Annotated in this window: 17 protein-coding genes; 6 read left to right on the top strand and 11 right to left on the bottom strand. The window is 40.2% G+C overall.

Translation table 11 applies throughout. The annotated features are described in order from the left end of the window. Nucleotides 1–40: 40 nt before the first annotated feature. The gene (ggt, locus tag H5087_RS04105; RefSeq protein ID WP_182671270.1) at nucleotides 41–1,714 is read left to right on the top strand and encodes a gamma-glutamyltransferase; all 1,674 of its coding nucleotides are present in this window, start codon (nucleotides 41–43) and stop codon (nucleotides 1,712–1,714) included. Nucleotides 1,715–1,761: 47 nt separating this feature from the next. Here the strand turns inward: ggt and H5087_RS04110 are convergent, their stop codons facing one another. The 9 genes from H5087_RS04110 to H5087_RS04150 form a co-directional block, all read right to left on the bottom strand. Further along, nucleotides 1,762–2,616, bottom strand: coding sequence for a Tim44 domain-containing protein (locus tag H5087_RS04110; RefSeq protein WP_182671271.1), 855 nt, complete (start codon nucleotides 2,614–2,616; stop codon nucleotides 1,762–1,764). Between the two features lie 163 nt (nucleotides 2,617–2,779). Further along, nucleotides 2,780–3,532, bottom strand: coding sequence for a DUF3379 family protein (locus tag H5087_RS04115; protein WP_004335615.1), 753 nt, complete (start codon nucleotides 3,530–3,532; stop codon nucleotides 2,780–2,782). After that, on the bottom strand, nucleotides 3,532–4,089 hold the full coding sequence (locus tag H5087_RS04120) for a sigma-70 family RNA polymerase sigma factor (RefSeq protein ID WP_032827217.1): 558 nt from the start codon (nucleotides 4,087–4,089) through the stop codon (nucleotides 3,532–3,534). The genes H5087_RS04115 and H5087_RS04120 overlap by 1 nt, the downstream gene beginning before the upstream one ends. A 61-nt stretch (nucleotides 4,090–4,150) precedes the next feature. Continuing rightward, nucleotides 4,151–5,809, bottom strand: a complete 1,659-nt coding sequence (locus H5087_RS04125; RefSeq protein WP_182671274.1) for a BatD family protein — start codon at nucleotides 5,807–5,809, stop codon at nucleotides 4,151–4,153. Continuing rightward, on the bottom strand, nucleotides 5,803–7,734 hold the full coding sequence (locus tag H5087_RS04130; RefSeq protein ID WP_182671275.1) for a VWA domain-containing protein: 1,932 nt from the start codon (nucleotides 7,732–7,734) through the stop codon (nucleotides 5,803–5,805). The genes H5087_RS04125 and H5087_RS04130 overlap by 7 nt, the downstream gene beginning before the upstream one ends. After that, complete coding sequence (locus H5087_RS04135; protein WP_182671277.1) at nucleotides 7,734–8,720, bottom strand: VWA domain-containing protein; 987 nt, start codon at nucleotides 8,718–8,720, stop codon at nucleotides 7,734–7,736. The genes H5087_RS04130 and H5087_RS04135 overlap by 1 nt, the downstream gene beginning before the upstream one ends. Next, entirely contained in the window at nucleotides 8,713–9,147 is a 435-nt protein-coding gene (locus H5087_RS04140; protein WP_004335624.1) for a DUF4381 domain-containing protein, read from the bottom strand. Before H5087_RS04140 ends, H5087_RS04135 begins: the two co-directional genes overlap by 8 nt. Nucleotides 9,148–9,149: 2 nt before the next feature. Continuing rightward, a complete protein-coding gene (locus H5087_RS04145; RefSeq protein ID WP_182671279.1) occupies nucleotides 9,150–10,094 on the bottom strand; it encodes a DUF58 domain-containing protein in 945 nt (314 codons plus the stop codon). Nucleotides 10,095–10,097: 3 nt separating this feature from the next. Beyond that, nucleotides 10,098–11,054, bottom strand: coding sequence for a MoxR family ATPase (locus tag H5087_RS04150; protein WP_004335627.1), 957 nt, complete (start codon nucleotides 11,052–11,054; stop codon nucleotides 10,098–10,100). Nucleotides 11,055–11,360: 306 nt separating this feature from the next. Between H5087_RS04150 and fadI the strand changes: the two genes are divergently transcribed. The 3 genes from fadI to H5087_RS04165 all read left to right on the top strand — a co-directional run bounded on the left by fadI (nucleotide 11,361) and on the right by H5087_RS04165 (nucleotide 15,462). Continuing rightward, nucleotides 11,361–12,671 (top strand): acetyl-CoA C-acyltransferase FadI, encoded by a 1,311-nt coding sequence (fadI, locus tag H5087_RS04155; RefSeq protein ID WP_004335629.1) that lies wholly within the window; start codon nucleotides 11,361–11,363, stop codon nucleotides 12,669–12,671. Continuing rightward, nucleotides 12,671–14,878: a fatty acid oxidation complex subunit alpha FadJ gene (gene fadJ, locus H5087_RS04160; RefSeq protein ID WP_182671281.1), complete on the top strand. Its 2,208-nt coding sequence runs from the start codon at nucleotides 12,671–12,673 to the stop codon at nucleotides 14,876–14,878. The genes fadI and fadJ overlap by 1 nt, the downstream gene beginning before the upstream one ends. Nucleotides 14,879–14,952: 74 nt before the next feature. Next, the gene (locus tag H5087_RS04165; RefSeq protein ID WP_182671282.1) at nucleotides 14,953–15,462 is read left to right on the top strand and encodes a GNAT family N-acetyltransferase; all 510 of its coding nucleotides are present in this window, start codon (nucleotides 14,953–14,955) and stop codon (nucleotides 15,460–15,462) included. A gap of 35 nt (nucleotides 15,463–15,497) precedes the next feature. Here H5087_RS04165 and H5087_RS04170 read toward each other — a convergent pair whose 3' ends face one another. Continuing rightward, nucleotides 15,498–15,884 carry an MmcQ/YjbR family DNA-binding protein gene (locus H5087_RS04170; protein WP_182671284.1) on the bottom strand — a complete coding sequence of 129 codons (387 nt, stop codon included), beginning with the start codon at nucleotides 15,882–15,884 and terminating at the stop codon, nucleotides 15,498–15,500. 193 nt (nucleotides 15,885–16,077) lie between these two features. Here H5087_RS04170 and yeiP point away from each other — a divergent pair, with 193 nt between their 5' ends. Both yeiP and H5087_RS04180 read left to right on the top strand, forming a co-directional pair. Next, nucleotides 16,078–16,650, top strand: coding sequence for an elongation factor P-like protein YeiP (gene yeiP, locus H5087_RS04175; protein ID WP_002962153.1), 573 nt, complete (start codon nucleotides 16,078–16,080; stop codon nucleotides 16,648–16,650). 139 nt (nucleotides 16,651–16,789) lie between these two features. Continuing rightward, nucleotides 16,790–16,984, top strand: a complete 195-nt coding sequence (locus H5087_RS04180; RefSeq protein WP_024604473.1) for a hypothetical protein — start codon at nucleotides 16,790–16,792, stop codon at nucleotides 16,982–16,984. On the opposite strand, the gene H5087_RS04185 is transcribed toward H5087_RS04180, so the two are convergent. Then, nucleotides 16,981–19,233 carry an EAL domain-containing protein gene (locus H5087_RS04185; RefSeq protein WP_182671286.1) on the bottom strand — a complete coding sequence of 751 codons (2,253 nt, stop codon included), beginning with the start codon at nucleotides 19,231–19,233 and terminating at the stop codon, nucleotides 16,981–16,983. The two genes, H5087_RS04180 and H5087_RS04185, sit on opposite strands and share 4 nt — an antisense overlap. Between the last annotated feature and the right edge of the window lie 24 nt (nucleotides 19,234–19,257).

Genomic DNA, 19,257 nt, shown 5'->3' on the forward strand with positions numbered 1-19,257 from the left:
AAGAATACGTAACTAAAAAATAATAAATTAAGGATGTTGTATGGGATTGCTTTTTTCACCAAATAAATTAATTGTCAAAAGTGTGCTGGTTTTACAGTTCGCTGCTTTTAGTGTTTTAGCGCAGCCTTTATCGCAAAGCGCGGTAGCAATGCCTGACTCGTTCAGTGCCGATGCTGCTAAAAGTATATTAGAGCAAGGCGGTAATGCTGTTGATGCGGCTATTACGGCACAATTTGTACTTGCAGTAACGCTTCCTGAAGCCGGTAATATTGGCGGCGGGGGATTTATGCTTATTCAAAAAGATGGCAAGGGCGATTTTATAGATTATCGCGAAACAGCGCCAACAGCGGCTCATCGTGATATGTATTTAGATGAGCAAGGTAATGTTATTGCAAACAAATCAATATATGGTATTCACGCAAGCGGTGTACCTGGCAGTGTAGCGGGCATGTGGCTTGCCCATCAAAAACATGGCACTTTAAAGTGGGAAGAATTAGTACAACCTGCGGTAACGTTGGCTGAGCAAGGGTTTGTAGTTCCGCCTAAGTTAGCAAAAGGTGTGAGCAATTATATAGCCCACCTAAAAGAGCAAAAAATAAATGTAAACTTCGAAAAATACTTTGCTGATGTAAAAGCTAATAAAGTATTTAAGCAACCCGAGTTAGCGGCGACGCTAAAGCGTATCCGTGATAGCGGCCAAGATGGGTTTTATAAAGGCGAAACTGCAAATATTATTGCTAAATTTATGCACCAACATGGCGGTATAATTAATCAAGATGATTTAAAAGGTTACACCGCTAAATCACGTACACCTATTAAAGCGAGTTGGAATGGTTATGAAGTACTTACTTCTCCACCGCCGAGTTCAGGTGGTATTGCTATTTTACAGTGGCTTAAAATGTATGAGTTACAAAAACCAGATGCGGGCTTAGCGCATAACTCTACTCAATATGTACACTTACTTTCTGAAATAGGTAAACGTGTATTTGCAGATAGGGCGGAGTATTTAGGCGATCCTGACTTTTTTGATGTACCAGTCAACGCATTAACTAATATTAACTACCTCAAAGAGCGAAGTAATGGCATTTCATTAACCGCTATCTCGACTACCGAAAATATTAAACCGGGCCTTAAAGAAAGTGAGCAAACTACGCACTTTTCAATCGTTGATAAAATGGGTAACGCTGTCGCAAATACCACCACAATAAACTTAGGGTTTGGTAGCGGTGTAGTTGTTGAAGGTGCAGGGTTTATTTTAAATGATGAAATGGACGACTTTAGTGCTAAACCTGGCGTTATGAATGTGTTTGGTGCAATAGGCGGTAAAGCTAACGAAATACAGCCGCACAAGCGTATGCTTAGCTCTATGACGCCTACAATACTCCTTAAAGACAACACGGTTAAAATGGTGACAGGCTCGCCTGGTGGCACAACTATTATTAGCTCTGTGTACGAATCTATTTTAAATGCGGTAGAGTTTGATATGACTGCAGAGCAGGTTGTAAATAGCCCTCGTTTTCATCATCAATTGTGGCCTAAAAATATAATTAGAACACACATAGGTTTAACCGATAGCGTAAAAGCAGAGCTTACAAAAATGGGTTACACCATAGATGAGAACCACTTTGGTGACTTACACGTTATTATTAATAAAGAGGGCCAATTAGATGCCGCTTCTGAAGCATCAGGACGTGGTAAATCAATTGTTTTTTAAATAAAAAAACACCGCGCTAAAAGCGCGGTGCTTTAAACAATACAAAATTATTGAGTATCAATTAAATCTTCAACACCCACTATTAGCCATGGAGCGTCGTCTGAAATTAGACGCTCTAAGTGCCAAATTTCTAAAATAGGCTCTTCTTTTTTATCGTCTAAATCACGGTACTTACCTTTAAAGCGAACACTAACTTGCCACGATTGCGCGTTTGTATCTGCGCGCACAAGTTCGGCATCAATAAACATCACTTCTGTTTCTACGCTTTGTATAGCTTCACGTTCAGCTTTAAACTCGGCAACAAGTGCAGGGCTTGAGTATTCAGCCATTGTGGTGTAATCGGCATTGTTCCATGCAGTTTGTAGCGTATGGTAATGACTACGGGCACCTTGCAAAAAGCCATTAACGTCAAAGTTAGGTGGTAAATTAAAAGGCACACTTTCACCTTGCGGGGCGCTGCTTGCAAAGCCTGTACTTGTTGGTTGCTCGATAGGTGCTTGTTTAAGAGCATTTTGCTGAGCACTTGTATTTGCACTGGCAAGTTGTGGGGCACGATTAGCACGTAAAAAGCCCGTTACTAGCTTAAATAAAATAAAGAGTCCGCCAGCTAATAAAATCATTTCTAATAGCTGAAAACCTTCAAAATCGTCGCCTAACATTGCTGCAATTAAGCCACCCGCTAAAAGTCCCCCAAAAACGCCTGCCATAATGCCTTTTTTATTTGATTTTGCTTTAGGTGCAGCGTTAGGTGTTGTTGTATCTGTTTGTTGTTTTTGCGCTGTTTGTTGTGTTGCAGGTGTCTGTCCGCGTTTACTACTGCCAAACTTTTTACGTGCGTGTGCATCAAAACTGGCAGTACATAATAATGCCAATAATGAAAAAATAACGATGATGTTCTTCATGAAATACCCTAATTAAAATCGAGCCGCGATTATAATTTACTTTCTTTAGAAATTTAATTAATTACTTTAAAAATCAGAGGTTTTGGGTATAAAGGGAGGGTTTATTAGAGGGTATTTAATAAAAAAACCGCTCAGTAGAAACTAAGCGGTAAATTTGTCTATTTTAAAGCCAACGGATTGCGCCAGTAACGCGTTCGTTATATGTATCTAGAGGTGCTCCAAGACTTGCCACTAAAATAGTATCAGCTTGTGAGCCACGATTAATGTGACCTTCAAAGCGCTCATCGCGGAAGTTGTCATCCCCAAAACCAAATGATTTATTTTCAGAAGGCACTATAAATACCGTCATAGGACCAAAGTCAGACTCAAATATTAAATGCAGTCCTTTTTCGCCTTTAAAATCACAAAACATGGCATAAGTTACAGCGCCAGGAAGTTCATCAAGATGACCACCTAATACTGCAAGCTTGTCGTTGACGCTTTGTAGGCTAATGGGCTCTTTTTTATCAAGCGCATTAATTTCGTAGTACACATGGGCAAGCGCATGCTCACCGGCTTCGTGTGCAATATTTTGCTCTGTACTAAAAAAGAAGGCACTAATCGCCACTACAAAAGATGCTGCTAACGCAAGATGTACACGATCAAACTTAAAACGCGATCGAGCATCAACCACATTTTTGCCTTTTGCTTGTTCTTCTTGGAGTGCTTTTTCTTTTAACGATGTGTTTAAAAGAATGCGGTCTGCAAGATTTTCAGGCACAGGTATATCTAAAGAATCTTGAATGAATTTATCAAAATCTTTCATATCGTTAATAAAACTTTGTCGCTCTGGGTTATTGTCAGCAAACTCCATAAGCTCCTTGTCAATGTCGTTTGGCTGCGCAATAGTGCGGCGACGAAACTCAAGTTCATCCATTATTTTGATGCCCCTTTAAGTTGTTCATCATCACGGCTTAAAGCCTCTTTAAGTTGATTTCTGGCACGGTATAAACGAGTCATTACCGTGTTTTTATTTAAATTAAGTATGCCTGCAATTTCTTCACCAGAGCAGCCCATTACAACTTGCAGTAATAATGGCTCTCGGTATTCATCAGATAGCAGTGCAATCTGGCGTTGAATTACCGTTTGTTCCATTTCATCGTCTAATGAATGGCTGGTTTCATCAACAAGCGTATCGTTTTCTACGTCGCTGTAATCAAACTGTTTACGTTCAAATCGGCGTGCGTTTTCTCTTCGTAATATAGTAAGCAGCCAAGGTTTAGCTGCCTTTTGATCAAGTAAAGAGTCGAGTGAACGCCATGCGCGTAAAAACGTTTCCTGTACTAAATCATCTGCTATGTGCGGATCACGGCATAACCAATAAGCAAAGCGATAAAGCTCTTTATTGTAAACGTGGACCAAGGCTTCATAACGCTTTTGTTTCTCTGCCATATCGATTAAGACCTGATTGTTTGATTTTTTCTTTCCAAGCATAAGCACTTTTTTAATTAAAAATTATTAGTTATTGCAAAAAAAGACCTAAGGTTCGTAGTTATTAATCATAAAGGTCTTTTAATACAGCTTGTTGCGACTTTGATGCCTGAGTTTGATAGATCTCAAGAATTTTAATAATAGCATTAAGATCCGTGTTTGCGCCTTTATTACTATAAAGTTGTGCCTGCAATTGGCTAATGAGACCGTTAAGCTCGCTGCTGTTTACGTGGATGCAGAGCTCATCAATCGCGCCAACATTTTTATGGGTCACCTTTACAGAAAAGTTATTTAATGCGGTGTAAAAGGCTTTCACATCGTGTGTTTTGGCTAATGCTTTAAGCTCATTTAAGCTTGGCTGAGAAGTACCACGGGTGTTTAGCTGTAATTTTTCAGTCGTATTTTTAGTAGAACGGCTTATTAAGCAAAAAATTACAGTACCAATCCATAAAATATACCCTAAAGCGGCAACAACTATTAACCAAAGAGGAGTATCACTTTTAGTTTCAATAGGTTGTGTGCCAGTTGCTCGATTCGAAATATTTTCAAGAGTAGGTGAATTATTTGTGCTGGGTTGTGGGTTTGCTATGGCTGTATTAGGCGCGGTAGTACTTGGCGTTACTGTAATAGTACGCTTTGGTAATGTGGCTAAGCTAATACGGTTCATTTTGGTATTAAACCAAGGCAGCTTTATTTCAGGCAAAGTATAAGTACCTGGTTTTTGCGGCAGTAAGGCATATGATGCCGTTTGCTGCGACACAACGCGTCCGTCTCGCACTGCATTGTTATTTTCTTTTTTATCAGGGTAACTGCGTATGCCATCAATAGTAGGCATAGAGATTTCAGGTAATTGCTCTTTTGTAACTCCAAGCGCGGTAAGTGTAATAGTACGAGTTATAGGCGTACCTACTTCTACTGTGTTGTCATTAGGTTGCCATTCTTCATCAAGGTTAACCAATTCGCTTGGTAACCATGCACCTTTATAGTCACTCGGGATTGGTTTTATTTCTACTTGCTGATCATCGCCAAGAGCAGATACCTCCAGTTGGCGGTAATTTTGCTGTACTCGCCCTTGAAACGCAGGGCCTGCAATCGTGTAGGCACCACTTTTTTGTGGCTGAATCAAATACTCACGAGTAATAACAAGGTAGCGTTTGCCATCAACTAGCTCATAACTCTCAGTTTGTTTACCTAGTTGGGTTAGCTGAGCATCTTCCATACTTGGTGTGCTTAAGCTGCCATCAAGCAGTTCTTTGGCAAGGTAGAGCTTAACAGTGTAAACACCGGCTTCTTGCACAAATAATGAATTACTTGAGAGCGACGTTTTTAAAAATATTTCGTTATTTTTATCTGCATCAACTGAGCGTTTTGCCACTTTTAATTTAATAGGTTGTGAGGTTAACCCTGCAACGCTAAATGCCGGTATAGTGTAATCACCCTCTGTACGGGTCATTAGTTTAACTGACCACGTAGTTTGTTTATTAATGCTGCCATTAATAATGTTGGTACGAGAGCTTAAGCTCGTCGGGCCTACAACAAAGTCTTTTAACAGCGATGAGGTGTCTGGTTGCTCGCCTTTAACTGTATCGTCTACCGATATATTAAGCATAAAAAATTCACCCGCTAATACAGGGTTTTTATCTACGCTGGCTTCTAATTTGGTGGCAGCCCACGAAGGCATCGCACTTAATAGCAATAAACAGCAAAATAATCGCATTACCATGATTTTTCGACTCCTGCAGGGCGACGTTTGTATTGTCTTTTTTGGGCTTCTAATTGCATTTTATTCCGTAATAAAATAGCCGGATCGTCCGGGACTTTTCTAAGTAGTTGATTAAGCTGTTGTGCTTTTTCTTTTTCTTCATTAGTGAGCTCACTTGCTTGGGCTTGCATCGCTTGTTGCTGAGCATTTTGTTTTTGCTCATCAGTGGCAGGTTGCTCACTTATTGCTTGTGGCTTACTTTGTTGCTGCTCATCCTCTTTAGGCTGATCAGCGTCTTTATTTTGCCCTTGTTCGCTTTGTGGCTGGGCTTGCATATCAGGTTCATTTTGCTTATCTGATTGCTCGCCAGGCTCACCTTGTTGATCTTTTGATTGTTCAGATTCTTTATCTGATTTTTCATCGCTTGAGCTTTGACTTTCGTTTTCGCCTTTTTCAGAATCGCTTTTATCACCATTTTGTTGCTGATCCTGTTTTGACTCATCAGAATTTTGCCCTTGGTTTTGCTCATCTTTTTTCTGACTATCATCTTGGTCTTGAGAGTCGTCGCCGTCGCTTTGCTGATCTTGCTGGTTTTGTTGCTCTTGTTGATTTAGTAATTGCTCAACTAAGGCTTGGTTATCGGCTGCTTGTGTAAAGTCATCTTGTAAGCTTTGGGCCTGTTTGTACGCCTCAATTGCGTCCTCAAGTTTGCCAGCTTTGGCAAGGGCATTACCGTAGTTGTATAATCCGGTAGCCGACTTATCATTACTAAACTCATTAAGTGCAGCATCAAAATTACCTTGCTGGTAAAGCGCCGCGCCTTTCAACTCACTCGATTGCGCCTGTGTTGCTGCATCGTATTCTTTATTATTGTAAGCCTCTAATGCACGTTGATCTGCATTTTGCAAAAGAGTAGGGAGCTCTACGGCATACGCATTTTGTTGCGGTAAAAAACCAAAAGCTAAAAATGCGCCTAACAAGGCAGCGCGTCTAAATAAATACAAACCAAATGGCAGTAATAACAAGAGTCCGTAAATACCTGCATCTATTCGCCAAAGCGCATGGCTTTGTTTTTCGTCTTTCAATAATTCACTCTGTGCATTTGGGGCAAACGTATTTATGTCGTTATTGCTAGGTTGGTAACTAGCAAATTTACCACCGCTGCTTGATGCTAAATTTTTAAGCTGAGAGGCATTAATTGTAGGTACTACAATTTGGCCGTATCTGTCTTTCAAAAATCCGCCTTCAGGTAACTTAATTGGTGCGCCTTGAGCGGTACCTACACCATATATATTTAATCTATATTGGGTGTTACTGGTAAAGCTACTCACGTCGCTTTGTTCTTGTTGGTCAATACCGTCGGTCACTAAAATAATGTCGCCATCAATATAACCCGCTTGCGTTAATAGCTCTTTGGCCATATCAAGACCCGCTAAAACGTTTGAGCCTTTGTCTGGCATTATTTCAGGGCTCAAGCTTGGAATTAAATTACTGAGTGTTGTGGCATCGTTTGTTAGTGGCGAAATTACATAGGCCGTGCCTGCGTAAGCTACAAGCGCGGTATCACCTTCTTTAAATAGCTCAATCATATCAAGCGCTTTAAAGCGTGATTGCATTAAACGATTTGGCAGAATATCGGTGCTGTACATTGAGTACGACATATCCATAACAATTACACGGGCACTTTTACTTTGAAATACAGGAACTTGTTTTTTCTCAAAGCTAGGCCCAGCACTAAATAAAATGCCAAGGCTGCAAAATAAAGCAACTAGCCAAAGTGGCTGGCTGGCTTTAGTGTTTGCTTCGCTCATTATAAATTGTGCTAAATGCGGTGCAATTAGCTGCTCACTGGTGGTTTTTTTATGCTTAATTAAGGCAACAAAAAATAATGCCACAGCAGGTATGAGTAACCATAAAAGAGCGGGGCGAATAAATTCAAAATCCATTAGTTTGGCTCCTTTAATGCACGCAGTGTACTAAGCATTACTTTTAAGCTAATAAGTAAAATAGCGATAAGTAACGGGTAGTAAAATAATGAGCTTTGTGGGCGAAATGTTTGTTCATCAGCGCTAATAGGTTCAAGCTTATCAAGCTCTGCGTAAATTTGTTGAAGGCCAGCTACATCTTTGGCTCTAAAGTATAATCCGCCAGTTTGCTCGGCAATCTTTTTAAGTAATCTTTCATCTAAATTACTGCCACTAGAGCCTCCCACATTAAAGAGACTAAAGCCGCGCGGATTATCTGAGCCAACACCAATGGTGTACACTTTAATACCTTCTTCGCGAGCTAGCAGTAGGGCATCTTCTGGGTTTAGATTGCCCGCGGTGTTTTGTCCGTCGGTTAATAGCACCACAATTCGGTTACTTTCATCTTTATTGGCAAAGCGTTTTACCGAAAGACCCAATGCATCACCAATGGCTGTTGCGCGCCCCACTAAACCAATTTGCGCTTCGCTGAGCATTTTACTTACTGTTTTGACGTCGCGGGTGAGCGGGGTTTGTAAAAACGCGGTGTCGCCAAATAATATTAGCCCAAGCCTGTCGCCTTGACGTTGCTCTATAAAATCACTGAGTACAGCTTTTACCATGGTAAGGCGGTCAACATATTGGCCATTATAAGCCATGTCTTGTTCGGTCATCGAGCCTGATAAGTCAACTGCTAACATTATATCGCGTCCTTCATTTGGTAATGAAATTGGCTCATCTAACCATGTTGGATTGGCAGCAGCAGTAACAAGTAATAACCAAATTACCCACTCGAGGGGATTTAAACGTCGTGCGTGTGGCTCGATGCTTTGGCTGGTTAAATTGTGCTTTGCAAAACTGGGTATACGTAAACGCGTACTGGCATTACTTGCTGCGGGTTTTAATAGTAAAAGTAATAAAGGCAAGGGTAGTAATAAAAATAACCATGGCCAGCTAAATTCAAACATTTACTGACTCCTTTATTTTAAATTGCTTAATACCTTGGCGAAATTTTTCGCACAGTGTTGTATCTTTTTGACTGGGGTTATACAAGCTTAGTATTTCTTGTTCTGTAAAGCTTAAACCGGTGAGTGTATTAAGTGTTGTGCACCATTTAGAGGTAGATTGCGCAGCAAGTCGCTTGTCGTAATATTCAATCACTAAACGTTTTAAAATAATATGCAGTTGCTGAGGGTTTTGCTCACTTTGACTCAATTGTATTGCGTAGCGTTTAGGCTTTTTAAATTTATGTTTTTTATAAAATATATAAATAGCTGCGCACAGTGCTAAAAACAGCAGTGCAATAATAACCCACCAAGCAGGGGCGAGTGGCCACCAATTAACTTGGCTTGGCGCTATTATATCGTGCAGGCCATCGAGTGGATTGGTTTGCATGGTTATTTTCTCACTAATTGCAGCTCAAGCGGTGTTGCTGCATTGAATGATATTAAATTAAGACCCGATTTAGTTAGGCGATTAAAGCGCGCGCTAAATGCTTGCTCAGCATTTTTAGCAAAACGTTCTCTAAAGCTGTTATCCATTAATGGTAGGGCAAAGTCTTGACCATTTGCATTAACGATAACGGCTTGCTTAAACGCAGGTAACTGATGCTCAAACGGATCGCTTATGTGGCAACCAATCAGCTCGCAGTGGCGGCTTAATATTTCAAGTTGCTTAAAGCTCGCATCATCCAGAGCATTAAAATCAGACACTAAATACACTAAGCTGCCTGGTTTTGCTAAATGGTTAAGGCGCTTTAGGTTATCGCTAAAGTTGTTAGTGGCTGTTTTATCAATATTGTTAAGCGCTTGCTGGTGGTTATCGCATAAATTATGACAAAGCTTAAGCACGGCTTTTTCACGGGCGCTGGGTTTTAGCTCTAAATGCGAGTGCTGATTAAACACAATACCGCCAATTCTATCGCCGCGCTGACACGCCGACCATGCAACAAGAGCGCTTATATGCGCAGCTTGCACCGACTTTAACAGTAACTTTGAGCCAAACAGCATTGAGTTAGAAAAATCAGTAAATACAAATACAGGACGCTCTTTTTCTTCTTGAAAGAGCTTTGTGTGAGTCTCGCCGGTACGCGCAGTAACTCGCCAATCAATAGAGCGAATATCGTCACCTTGCTGATAATGTCGCACTTCGGCAAATTCCATTCCTCGGCCTTTGTGCGGTGCAAGGTATTGCCCTGTTAAGGTATTTTTTATTTTTACCTTAGGGGCAAGTTCAAGCAATTGCGCTTTGGCTTTGTAATACATCAGCTCTTTGAGTGCTAAATTAACACCGTGGCTATGGCTCTGTTTGAGCCATGCTTGGGTTTCTAATTGTTTTTGCATAACTTATGGTACGGCTACAAGTTCAACTATACGGCTTATTACTTGATCTTTAGTAATGCCATCGGCTTGGGCTTCGTAACTTAAGATAATGCGATGACGCAGTACGTTATGCACAACAGCTTGAATGTCATCAGGTGCTACAAAGTCACGGCCTTGAAGCCATGCATGAGCACGAGCACATTTATCAAGTGCTATTGTTGCACGCGGACTTGCACCGAACTCAATCCAGCTACCTAGTTGCGCATCTAATTTAGCGCCTTCACGAGTGGCAATAATAAGTTGTACTAAATATTGCTCAAGCGGCTCTGCTAAATAAAGGCCTAATATTTCTTTACGAGCTGCAAATAAGTCGCTTTGACTAATTTTTTGCATTACTGGTTGTTGCTCGTTAAGCGCTTCGCCGCGTGTTAAACGCAGTATATCAAGCTCATGCTCTGCGCCAGGGTAGCCAATACTTAGGTGCAGTAAAAAGCGATCCAGCTGGGCTTCTGGTAACGGGTAAGTCCCTTCTTGCTCTAGCGGGTTTTGTGTTGCCATAACTAAGAACAGTTCGCTAAGCGGATAGGTATTTTTACCCACGGTAACTTGTCGCTCTGCCATGGCTTCTAATAGTGCTGATTGTACTTTGGCTGGTGCGCGGTTAATTTCGTCAGCTAAAATTAGGTTGTGAAAAAGAGGGCCTTTTTCAAATACAAACTCGCTAGTTTGTTGGCGGTAAATATCGGTACCTGTTACATCAGCTGGTAATAAATCTGGCGTAAACTGTACGCGCTGAAATGAGCCTTCAATGCCTTTAGCAAGTGCATTAACTGCACGTGTTTTTGCAAGCCCAGGAGGGCCTTCTACTAATAAGTGACCATCAGCTAAAATAGCAATAAGTAGCGCTTGTGTAAGCTCTGGCTGGCCAATGATTTGTGTATCTAAGTACGTTTTTAATTGTGAAAATGCGTTAGCTGCCATAATAAGTGGACTGTCCTCGTCAGCTGGGTTTGTACCTAATAGTGTTAGGTGATAAATACTGACCTATTTATAAGGTTTATAATTGGGTAACTCAAGAGTTAGACTGTATTTTTTAAAATAGTTCGTTATTTTTTAACGATTTTTAGCGTACCACAAAACTTTGTAAATGCGTCTAAAAAAGCCTATTGTGATAGTCGTAATTAAACACTGTTTATATAAATTTGTGTTTATCTATTGGCTTTAGGGCACGGGTTGTTTAGAATCGAGGAAAACAAACAGGTCAGACCTGTCAGCGGGAGAGCATAAATGTCTGAGCAAAACATACTAAAAACACCAAAGGGCGACCGTATTGCCATAGTTAGCGGCTTACGTACACCTTTTGCAAAACAAGCAACAGCGTTTCACCATGTACCAGCACTTGATATGGGTAAATTGGTGGTTAACGAAATGCTTGAACGATTAAATTTCAATAAGTCAGAAATTGATCAACTTGTATTTGGTCAAGTAGTACAAATGCCAGAAGCGCCAAATATTGCACGTGAAATTGTATTGGGCACAGGTATGCCTGTATCGGTTGATGCATATTCTGTATCGCGCGCATGCGCTACCAGCTTTCAGGCTATTGCTAATGTAGCTGAGTCTATTATGGCGGGATCTGTAAGTGTAGGTATTGCAGGCGGCGCAGATTCGTCATCAGTACTACCGATTGGTGTTAGTAAAAAGCTAGCAGGCAGCTTAGTTGATTTAAATAAAGCGCGTACGCTTGGTCAACGTTTAAAAATATTTTCAAAACTGCGCTTAAAAGATTTATTACCAGTGCCTCCTGCAGTTGCAGAGTACTCAACAGGCCTTTCAATGGGGCAAACTGCTGAGCAAATGGCTAAAACACATAATATTAGCCGTGAAGATCAAGATGCATTAGCGCATCGTTCTCACTCACTTGCAACGCAAGCATGGGCTGATGGTAAGTTAAAAGATGAAGTAATGACGGCGCATTTACCGCCATATAAAAGCTTTATTTCAGAAGACAACAACATTCGTAAAAACTCAACGGTTGAAGGCTACGCCAAGCTTAAACCTGTTTTTGACCGTCAGCACGGTACTGTTACCGCTGCAAATGCAACACCATTGACTGATGGTGCAGCGGCCGTACTTATGATGAGCGAAAGCAAAGCAAAAGCACTTGGCTATGAAATACTAGGTTACGTACGTAGCTTTGCATTTTCGGCAATTGGCGTAGAAAAAGACATGTTAATGGGCCCAGCTCATTCAACGCCTATTGCACTAGATAGAGCGGGTATTACGCTTGCTGATTTAGATTTAATTGAAATGCACGAAGCGTTTGCATCGCAAACACTTGCCAATATGAAAATGTTTGCCTCAGACAAATTTGCACAAGAGCATTTAGGTCGCAGCAAAGCAATTGGCGAAATTAACATGGATAAGTTTAACGTTAACGGCGGCTCTTTAGCATATGGTCACCCATTTGCAGCAACAGGTGCACGCTTAATTACGCAAAGCTTACACGAGCTTAAACGTCGTGGTGGCGGTTTGGCATTAACAACAGCGTGTGCTGCTGGTGGTTTAGGTGCAGCCTTTGTATTGGAGAGCGCGTAATGACTGATTCAGTATTTAATTTAGCGGTAGATGAAAACAAAATTGCCGTAGTAACGATTGATGTGCCAGGGGAGAAAATGAATACCCTGCGCAGTAGTTTTGCCGATGACTTAAAAGCATTATTAGAAGACGCTAAGTCGCAAAATGTAAAAGGCATGGTATTTATAAGCGGAAAAAGCGATAACTTTATCGCGGGCGCCGATGTAAAAATGCTCGATAGCGTTCAAAAGCGTGATGATGCTTTAGCTATTAGCGAACTATGTCATCAAGCATTTTTTGATATGACAAAACTGCCATACACAACAGTAAGCGCGATTCATGGCGCTGCATTAGGTGGTGGTTTAGAGTTTGCTTTAGCGTGTGACTACCGTGTTGGTACCGACAGCGATTTAACAAAAATTGGCTTACCAGAAGTGCAACTAGGTTTACTACCAGGTGGCGGCGGTACGCAGCGCTTAACTAAAATTGTTGGTATTCAAAAAGCACTTGAGTGGATGCTAACAGGTAAACAAATTCGCCCTAAGCAAGCTAAAAAAGCAGGCGTGCTTGATGACTGTGTACCACACAGTGTGCTGCTAAAAGTTGCAAAAGAATTTGCGACTAAGAAAAAGCCACAAGCAAAAGAGCCAAAGCTCGACAATATTAGTAAATTATTAGAGTCAAACCCGTTTGGTCGTAACTTTATATTTAAAAAAGCCAAAGAAAACGTACTTAAAAAAACGGGCGGGCACTACCCAGCACCACTCGCTATTATTAAAGCTGTGCGTGCTAGTGTAGAGCTTGATGAGCTAAAAGCGTATAAAACAGAAGCTGAAAGCTTTGCAACACTTGTAATGAGTGACGAATCGAAAGCGCTTCGCGGTATTTTCTTTGCAACCACTGAAATGAAAAAAGAGTGGCGCAATGATGACGCCCCCGCAATTAGCAAAACTGCTGTTTTAGGTGGTGGACTAATGGGCGCAGGTATTGCGCACGTAAGTGCTGTTAAAGCTAAAGTACCGGTACGTATTAAAGATGTAGCAGAGCAGGGCATTAGTAATGCAATGAGCTACACCTACAAAATTTTAGACAAGCGCCTTAAGCGCCGTATTATGTCTAAAGCTGATATGCAGTTAACAATGAACCGTATTACAGGTACAACAGACTACAGTGGCTTTAAACACATTGATTTAGTAATAGAAGCGGTGTTTGAAGATCTTGCGCTTAAGCAAGGTATGGTTGCCGACGTAGAGCAGCAATGCCAAGAAAATACAATTTTTGCTAGTAACACGTCATCATTACCAATTTCGCAAATTGCAGCGCAGGCAGCACGTCCTGAAAATGTAATTGGATTACATTACTTTTCACCAGTAGAAAAAATGCCATTAGTGGAAATTATTCCACACGAAGGTACATCTAAAGAGACTATTGCTCGCGTTGTTAACTTTGCACGTAAGCAAGGTAAAACGCCAATTGTTGTAAAAGACATGGCCGGTTTTTACGTAAATCGTATTTTAGCGCCTTACTTAAATGAAGCTGCTAACTTAATGCTTGCGGGTGAGCCAATTGAAAAGATTGATGCAGCCCTAGTTGAGTTTGGCTTTCCGGTAGGACCGCTGGCTCTACTTGATGAAGTAGGGATTGATATTGGCTCTAAAATTGCTCCAATTCTTGAAAAAGAATTAGGTGAGCGTTTTAAAGGTCCTGATGCATTTGTGCGTATGATTGATTCAAAACGCCTCGGCCGTAAGTCGGGTCGTGGTTTTTATGAATACGATAAAAAAGGCAAAAAGGTTGATGAGTCAGTTTACGAACTATTGGGTGTTACCCCTGCTCCACGTTTAAACAAAAGCGAAATTGCTAAGCGATGTGTATCAAAAATGCTTAACGAAGCAGTACGCTGTTTAGATGATGGTATTATTGCAAGCCCTCGTGATGGCGACATTGGTGCAATATTTGGTATTGGTTTCCCACCATTTTTAGGTGGCCCGTTTAGCTATATGGATAAATTAGGCGCAAGTAAAATAAGCTCTGATATGTCTACATTGGCTAACAGCGATGCTAATTTTGCTCCTTGTGAGTCACTGGTAACAATGGCAAGCTCTGGTACTACTTTTTATAATGCAGCAACTGTTGAGGTTGTAGCTCCTGAAGTACAAAGCACTGAGCCACAAGAGCAAAGTGTCACTGAGCCTGAAGTTACTAAAGAGATTGAAACAAAAGAATAAAGTTTCTACTGTTTATAAAAACCGCATTTAGATGCGGTTTTTTTATGATTTTTAATATTTAAATGAGGAGCTTAATGACATTATTTACACAAAGATTGAGCATGTACCAAATAGAAGAGTCTGATTGGCCTCTTTTTCTAGCGCTTCATCGCGATCCTCAAGTCCTTAAGTATTGTTTTGATATGCCAATGGAGTCACTGATAAGAAACCGCTTTGAGGTACGCTTACCTAAGTGGAATACTAAATCACGCCATCCACTGTGCTTACTCATTATTAATAATAAAACAAAACAACCAGTGGGTGTTACAGGCTTTGCCTATGACGGAGAAACCGCAGAGCTCGGTTATTTATTATTGCCAGAGTATTTTAATAAAGGCTACGCGACAGAGTCGTTAAGAGCTGTGATTGATTGGGCTTGGAAAGAATGTGGTATTAGGCAGTTTAAAGCAGTCGTAACGCGTGGCAATATTGGTTCTGAAAAGGTGCTTAGTAAGTGCGGCTTAACCCATACCGATACACTTTTTAAAGTACATACAATAGGCGAAAAGTTATACGACGATTTAATTTATACGCTTAAGGTGTAAGGTTTTAATGGGCTAGTAGCCTAGCCCAAAAAGTGCTACAAGTGAAGTGCGATAGCTTTGCGGTCTTTTTCTGGCATGTTTTCTACGACTAAATTAAATGAGTTATCAATCATTCTCTCAATTTCACTTTGTGCAATTGTGCCGTCTAAAATTACTGTGTTCCATAAGCGTTTATTCATATGGTAACCAGGGATCACTGCCGGGAAAGTATCACGCAATGATATTGCTTCATCAGGATCGCATTTTAAGTTAAGCCACCAAATAACCTCACCATCATCATTAGTTTGACCGTCATTGACAATAGCAAGAGTCGCAAACATTTTATGATTCACTTTATATACATCAACCTCTTGCGCAAATGGTTTTGTAACCTGAACAAGTGGTTTTTTAACTAAATACTCATGTACTTTTTTCTGGTCCATGATCCATTCCTTGAAGTCATACTCGGTAAAGCTACCATAGCAGTTTTTTTCACATTTGATTATATGTATTTTAGTATAAATTAAAATTTTACAAGCTAATACAACATGTAGCGTAAAACCAACGTAATTTTAGTTGAACAAAATCCAGTTCGTGGTATGTTTCTGCCAATCAAAAAATAATAGGAATTCACACATGCCAAAGGCGAGTGATGTTAAAAAAGGTACTGCTATTGACTTCAATGGCCGCGTTTTAGTTGTAAAAGATATTGTGCGCTCTGTGCCGCAAGGTCGTGCTGGTGGTAGTTTATACCGTATGCGTTTATACGATGTGGTAACCGGTGGCAAAGTTGACGAAACATTCAAAGACAGTGACATGCTAACGCTGGCTGATTTAACACGCCGTGAAGTAATGCTATCGTACATTGATGGCGACGAGTATGTGTTCATGGATAATGAAGATTACACGCCTTACAACTTAAACAAAGATGCTATTAGCGAAGAGATTTTATTTGTTAATGAAGAAACGCAAGGCGTACACGTCATTGTTATTGATGGCGCGCCAGTAGGACTTGATTTACCGTCAAGTGTTGAACTTGTTGTTGAAGAAACAGACCCATCTATTAAAGGTGCATCTGCAAGTGCTCGTTCAAAACCTGCACGTATGTCTACTGGCTTAAATATTTCTGTGCCAGAGCATATTTCAACAGGTGACCGTATCCGTATTAATACTGTTGAACACAAATTTATGGGTCGTGCTGAAAAGTAACGCGTAAATTATAATTTTAAAAGCCGAATCTGTATTTAACAGATTCGGCTTTTTTGTGCGCGGGGATTTGTTGCTTTAAATTTAATCACGTTAGCGTTAGAATAAGCGCCGTATTTTTGAGCAACTTTAAGGGGTAGCTTTGTTTATAGTTTTACTAAGCAGTGCATTTATAGCTTTAATGTATTTAGAAACCATTAAAAAAGGCATGCCAATTAAGCGATGGCTGATTTTAGGCGGTTTACTTGGACCTGTAGCCTGGTGCTTGTTTAATCTACATTATCGTCGCGCTTTAGTTAGAAATGTAGGAATAAATGCGTGTATATGGCGTCCTTAATTTATCGACGCCACATTTTTATTTTTTCTAATTAAACTTGGGGCCGCTTTAGTTTGTTGCTGCTTTAAAAATTCAGTAAATTCACTTTTTGATAGTGGCTTAGAATAGTAATAACCTTGTACTGTTTCGCAATTAAGCTTTTTGAGTATATCAATTTGATGGGCTTGTTCTACACCTTCAGCCACTACATGTAAATCAAGGTTATGCGCAATAGTGACTATTGAGTCGACCATATTACGGCCACGTTCGTTGGTCATGTCATCTATAAATGCTTTATCTACTTTAAGTGTATTAAGCGGAAATTGCTTTAAATACGCTAATGATGAATAACCAGTACCAAAATCATCCATTGCTAAATGAATACCTCGGGCACTTAACGAACGCATAATTGCAATGGCTTCTTTAGGGTCATCCATTACAGTACCTTCTGTTATTTCAAGCTCTAAAAAGTAAGAAGGTAATTCATTTTTTTGCAAAATAACGTCAATACGAGAGGTTAAATCGGGGAGGCTAAATTGCTTTGCTGATAAGTTGACAGCTACTCGGCCGCTAAATAAACCGTTATCTAGCCATTCTTTTACGTCTCTGCAGGCTTTGTTTAATACCACCTCACCAATTTCAATTATTTGGCCCGTTTCCTCGGCGATAGGTATAAAAACTCCCGGACTAATAATGCCTTTTTTGGGTGTAATAAAGCGCACTAATGCTTCCATTCCGGTTAGCTTGCCTGTGCGAATATTCATTTTTGGTTGGTAGTACACTTCAAAATGGTCTTCTTTTAAACCAAAGCGCATGAGGTTTTCAATTTGCAGTCGTTTAACGGCTTGACGGTTCATCGTGTCGTTAAAAAATAAGTAGCTGTTACCTTTCTTTTTAGCATGATACATCGCGGTATCTGCATTTTTTAAAAGCAGTTCAGGTGTATTACCGTCTTCTGGGAATAATACAATACCTACACTTGAGGTGATTGCCAGTTCGTGGCCTGCCATTTTAAATGGTGTAGCAATGGCTGCTAAAAACTGTTTAGCCATGCGTGTAATTACATGTATGTCGTTAGTGTCAGACATTACCAGAGCAAACTCATCGCCGCCTAAACGATAAAACACATCATTTTCGCGGGTTAGTTTATTTAAGCGCATTGCTAGTTTAGCTAATAAGCTGTCACCTAGCTGATGTCCTAACGAGTCATTTATTTTTTTAAAGTTATCTAAATCGAATACAAGCAAGGCGTGATGCGAATTGAGTTTTACTAGTTTATGCAAATCAGTAAAAAATAAATTTCGGTTAGGCAGACTGGTTGTGCGATCTCGATTCGATAAGTTATGTAATTGCGATTCTGCTTTTTTACGCTCTGTTAAATCTGAATATACAACGACATAATTAGTTATTTGATTTTGATCGTTTTTAATTTCATCTATGGATATTTCTATCGGTAATAAAATACGCTCACTATTACGAAGCTTCACTTCTTGTTGAATATGTTCGCGCTCTTTTACTATTTCAATAATTCTGTTTGTGTAGCTTGGCTCATACCCAGATAGGCTAAAATCTTTTCCTAAGTATTGTTCGCGTACGCCACCAAACAAGGTTAAAAAGCTAGGGTTTATATCAACCAGTTTAAAGTTTTTATCGTAAATTGCTAAGGCGTCAGTAAGCGACTCAACACATTTTGCAAAAAGGTTTAAGCGCTCTTCAGTTGATTTTAACTGTGATATATCGCGAACGGTACCTGTCATTCTAAGGGGTGATAAGTTGGCGTCTTTTTCAATTATTTTTCCGCGGTCGAGCACCCAGTGCCAACGACCAAAAGTATCTTTGATTCGGTAGGTGGCTTCAAAAAAAGCAGACTGCTCTGCAAAGTGCACTTTTAGCAAGTGCTCAACGTTATTAATATCGTGAGGATGGATAAGGCCTTTATTTGGTGGAAACCCCATTAACGTAGTTGAGTCCATTAAATACTTATCGTTAATACGAATAACTTCGCCTGTTTTTATGTTCCAGTCCCAAAGTGTATCGCCGCTACCTTCTACAGTACTTTTAAGGCGTTTTTCCGAAAGTCGAAGTTGGCGGCGTGAACGTCTAAGTTTGTGGATTACAAATAACAGGTAGGGCAAAGCAAGCGCTATAATGGCGCTTGCTAGTATAAGTATATTGTCTGAGTTGTAATTAAGTGATGACTCAAAGGCAAAAAGCTCAAATGAGTAAGCAAGTACTACAAGCATGCTTAGTTTTATTATTGTTTTTATCATTTTTTGATTACTTCTAATTTACAA

Origin of the sequence: Pseudoalteromonas sp. SR43-7 (genome assembly GCF_014163785.1) — a bacterium.
GTDB classification, from domain to species: Bacteria; Pseudomonadota; Gammaproteobacteria; order Enterobacterales; family Alteromonadaceae; genus Pseudoalteromonas; species Pseudoalteromonas distincta.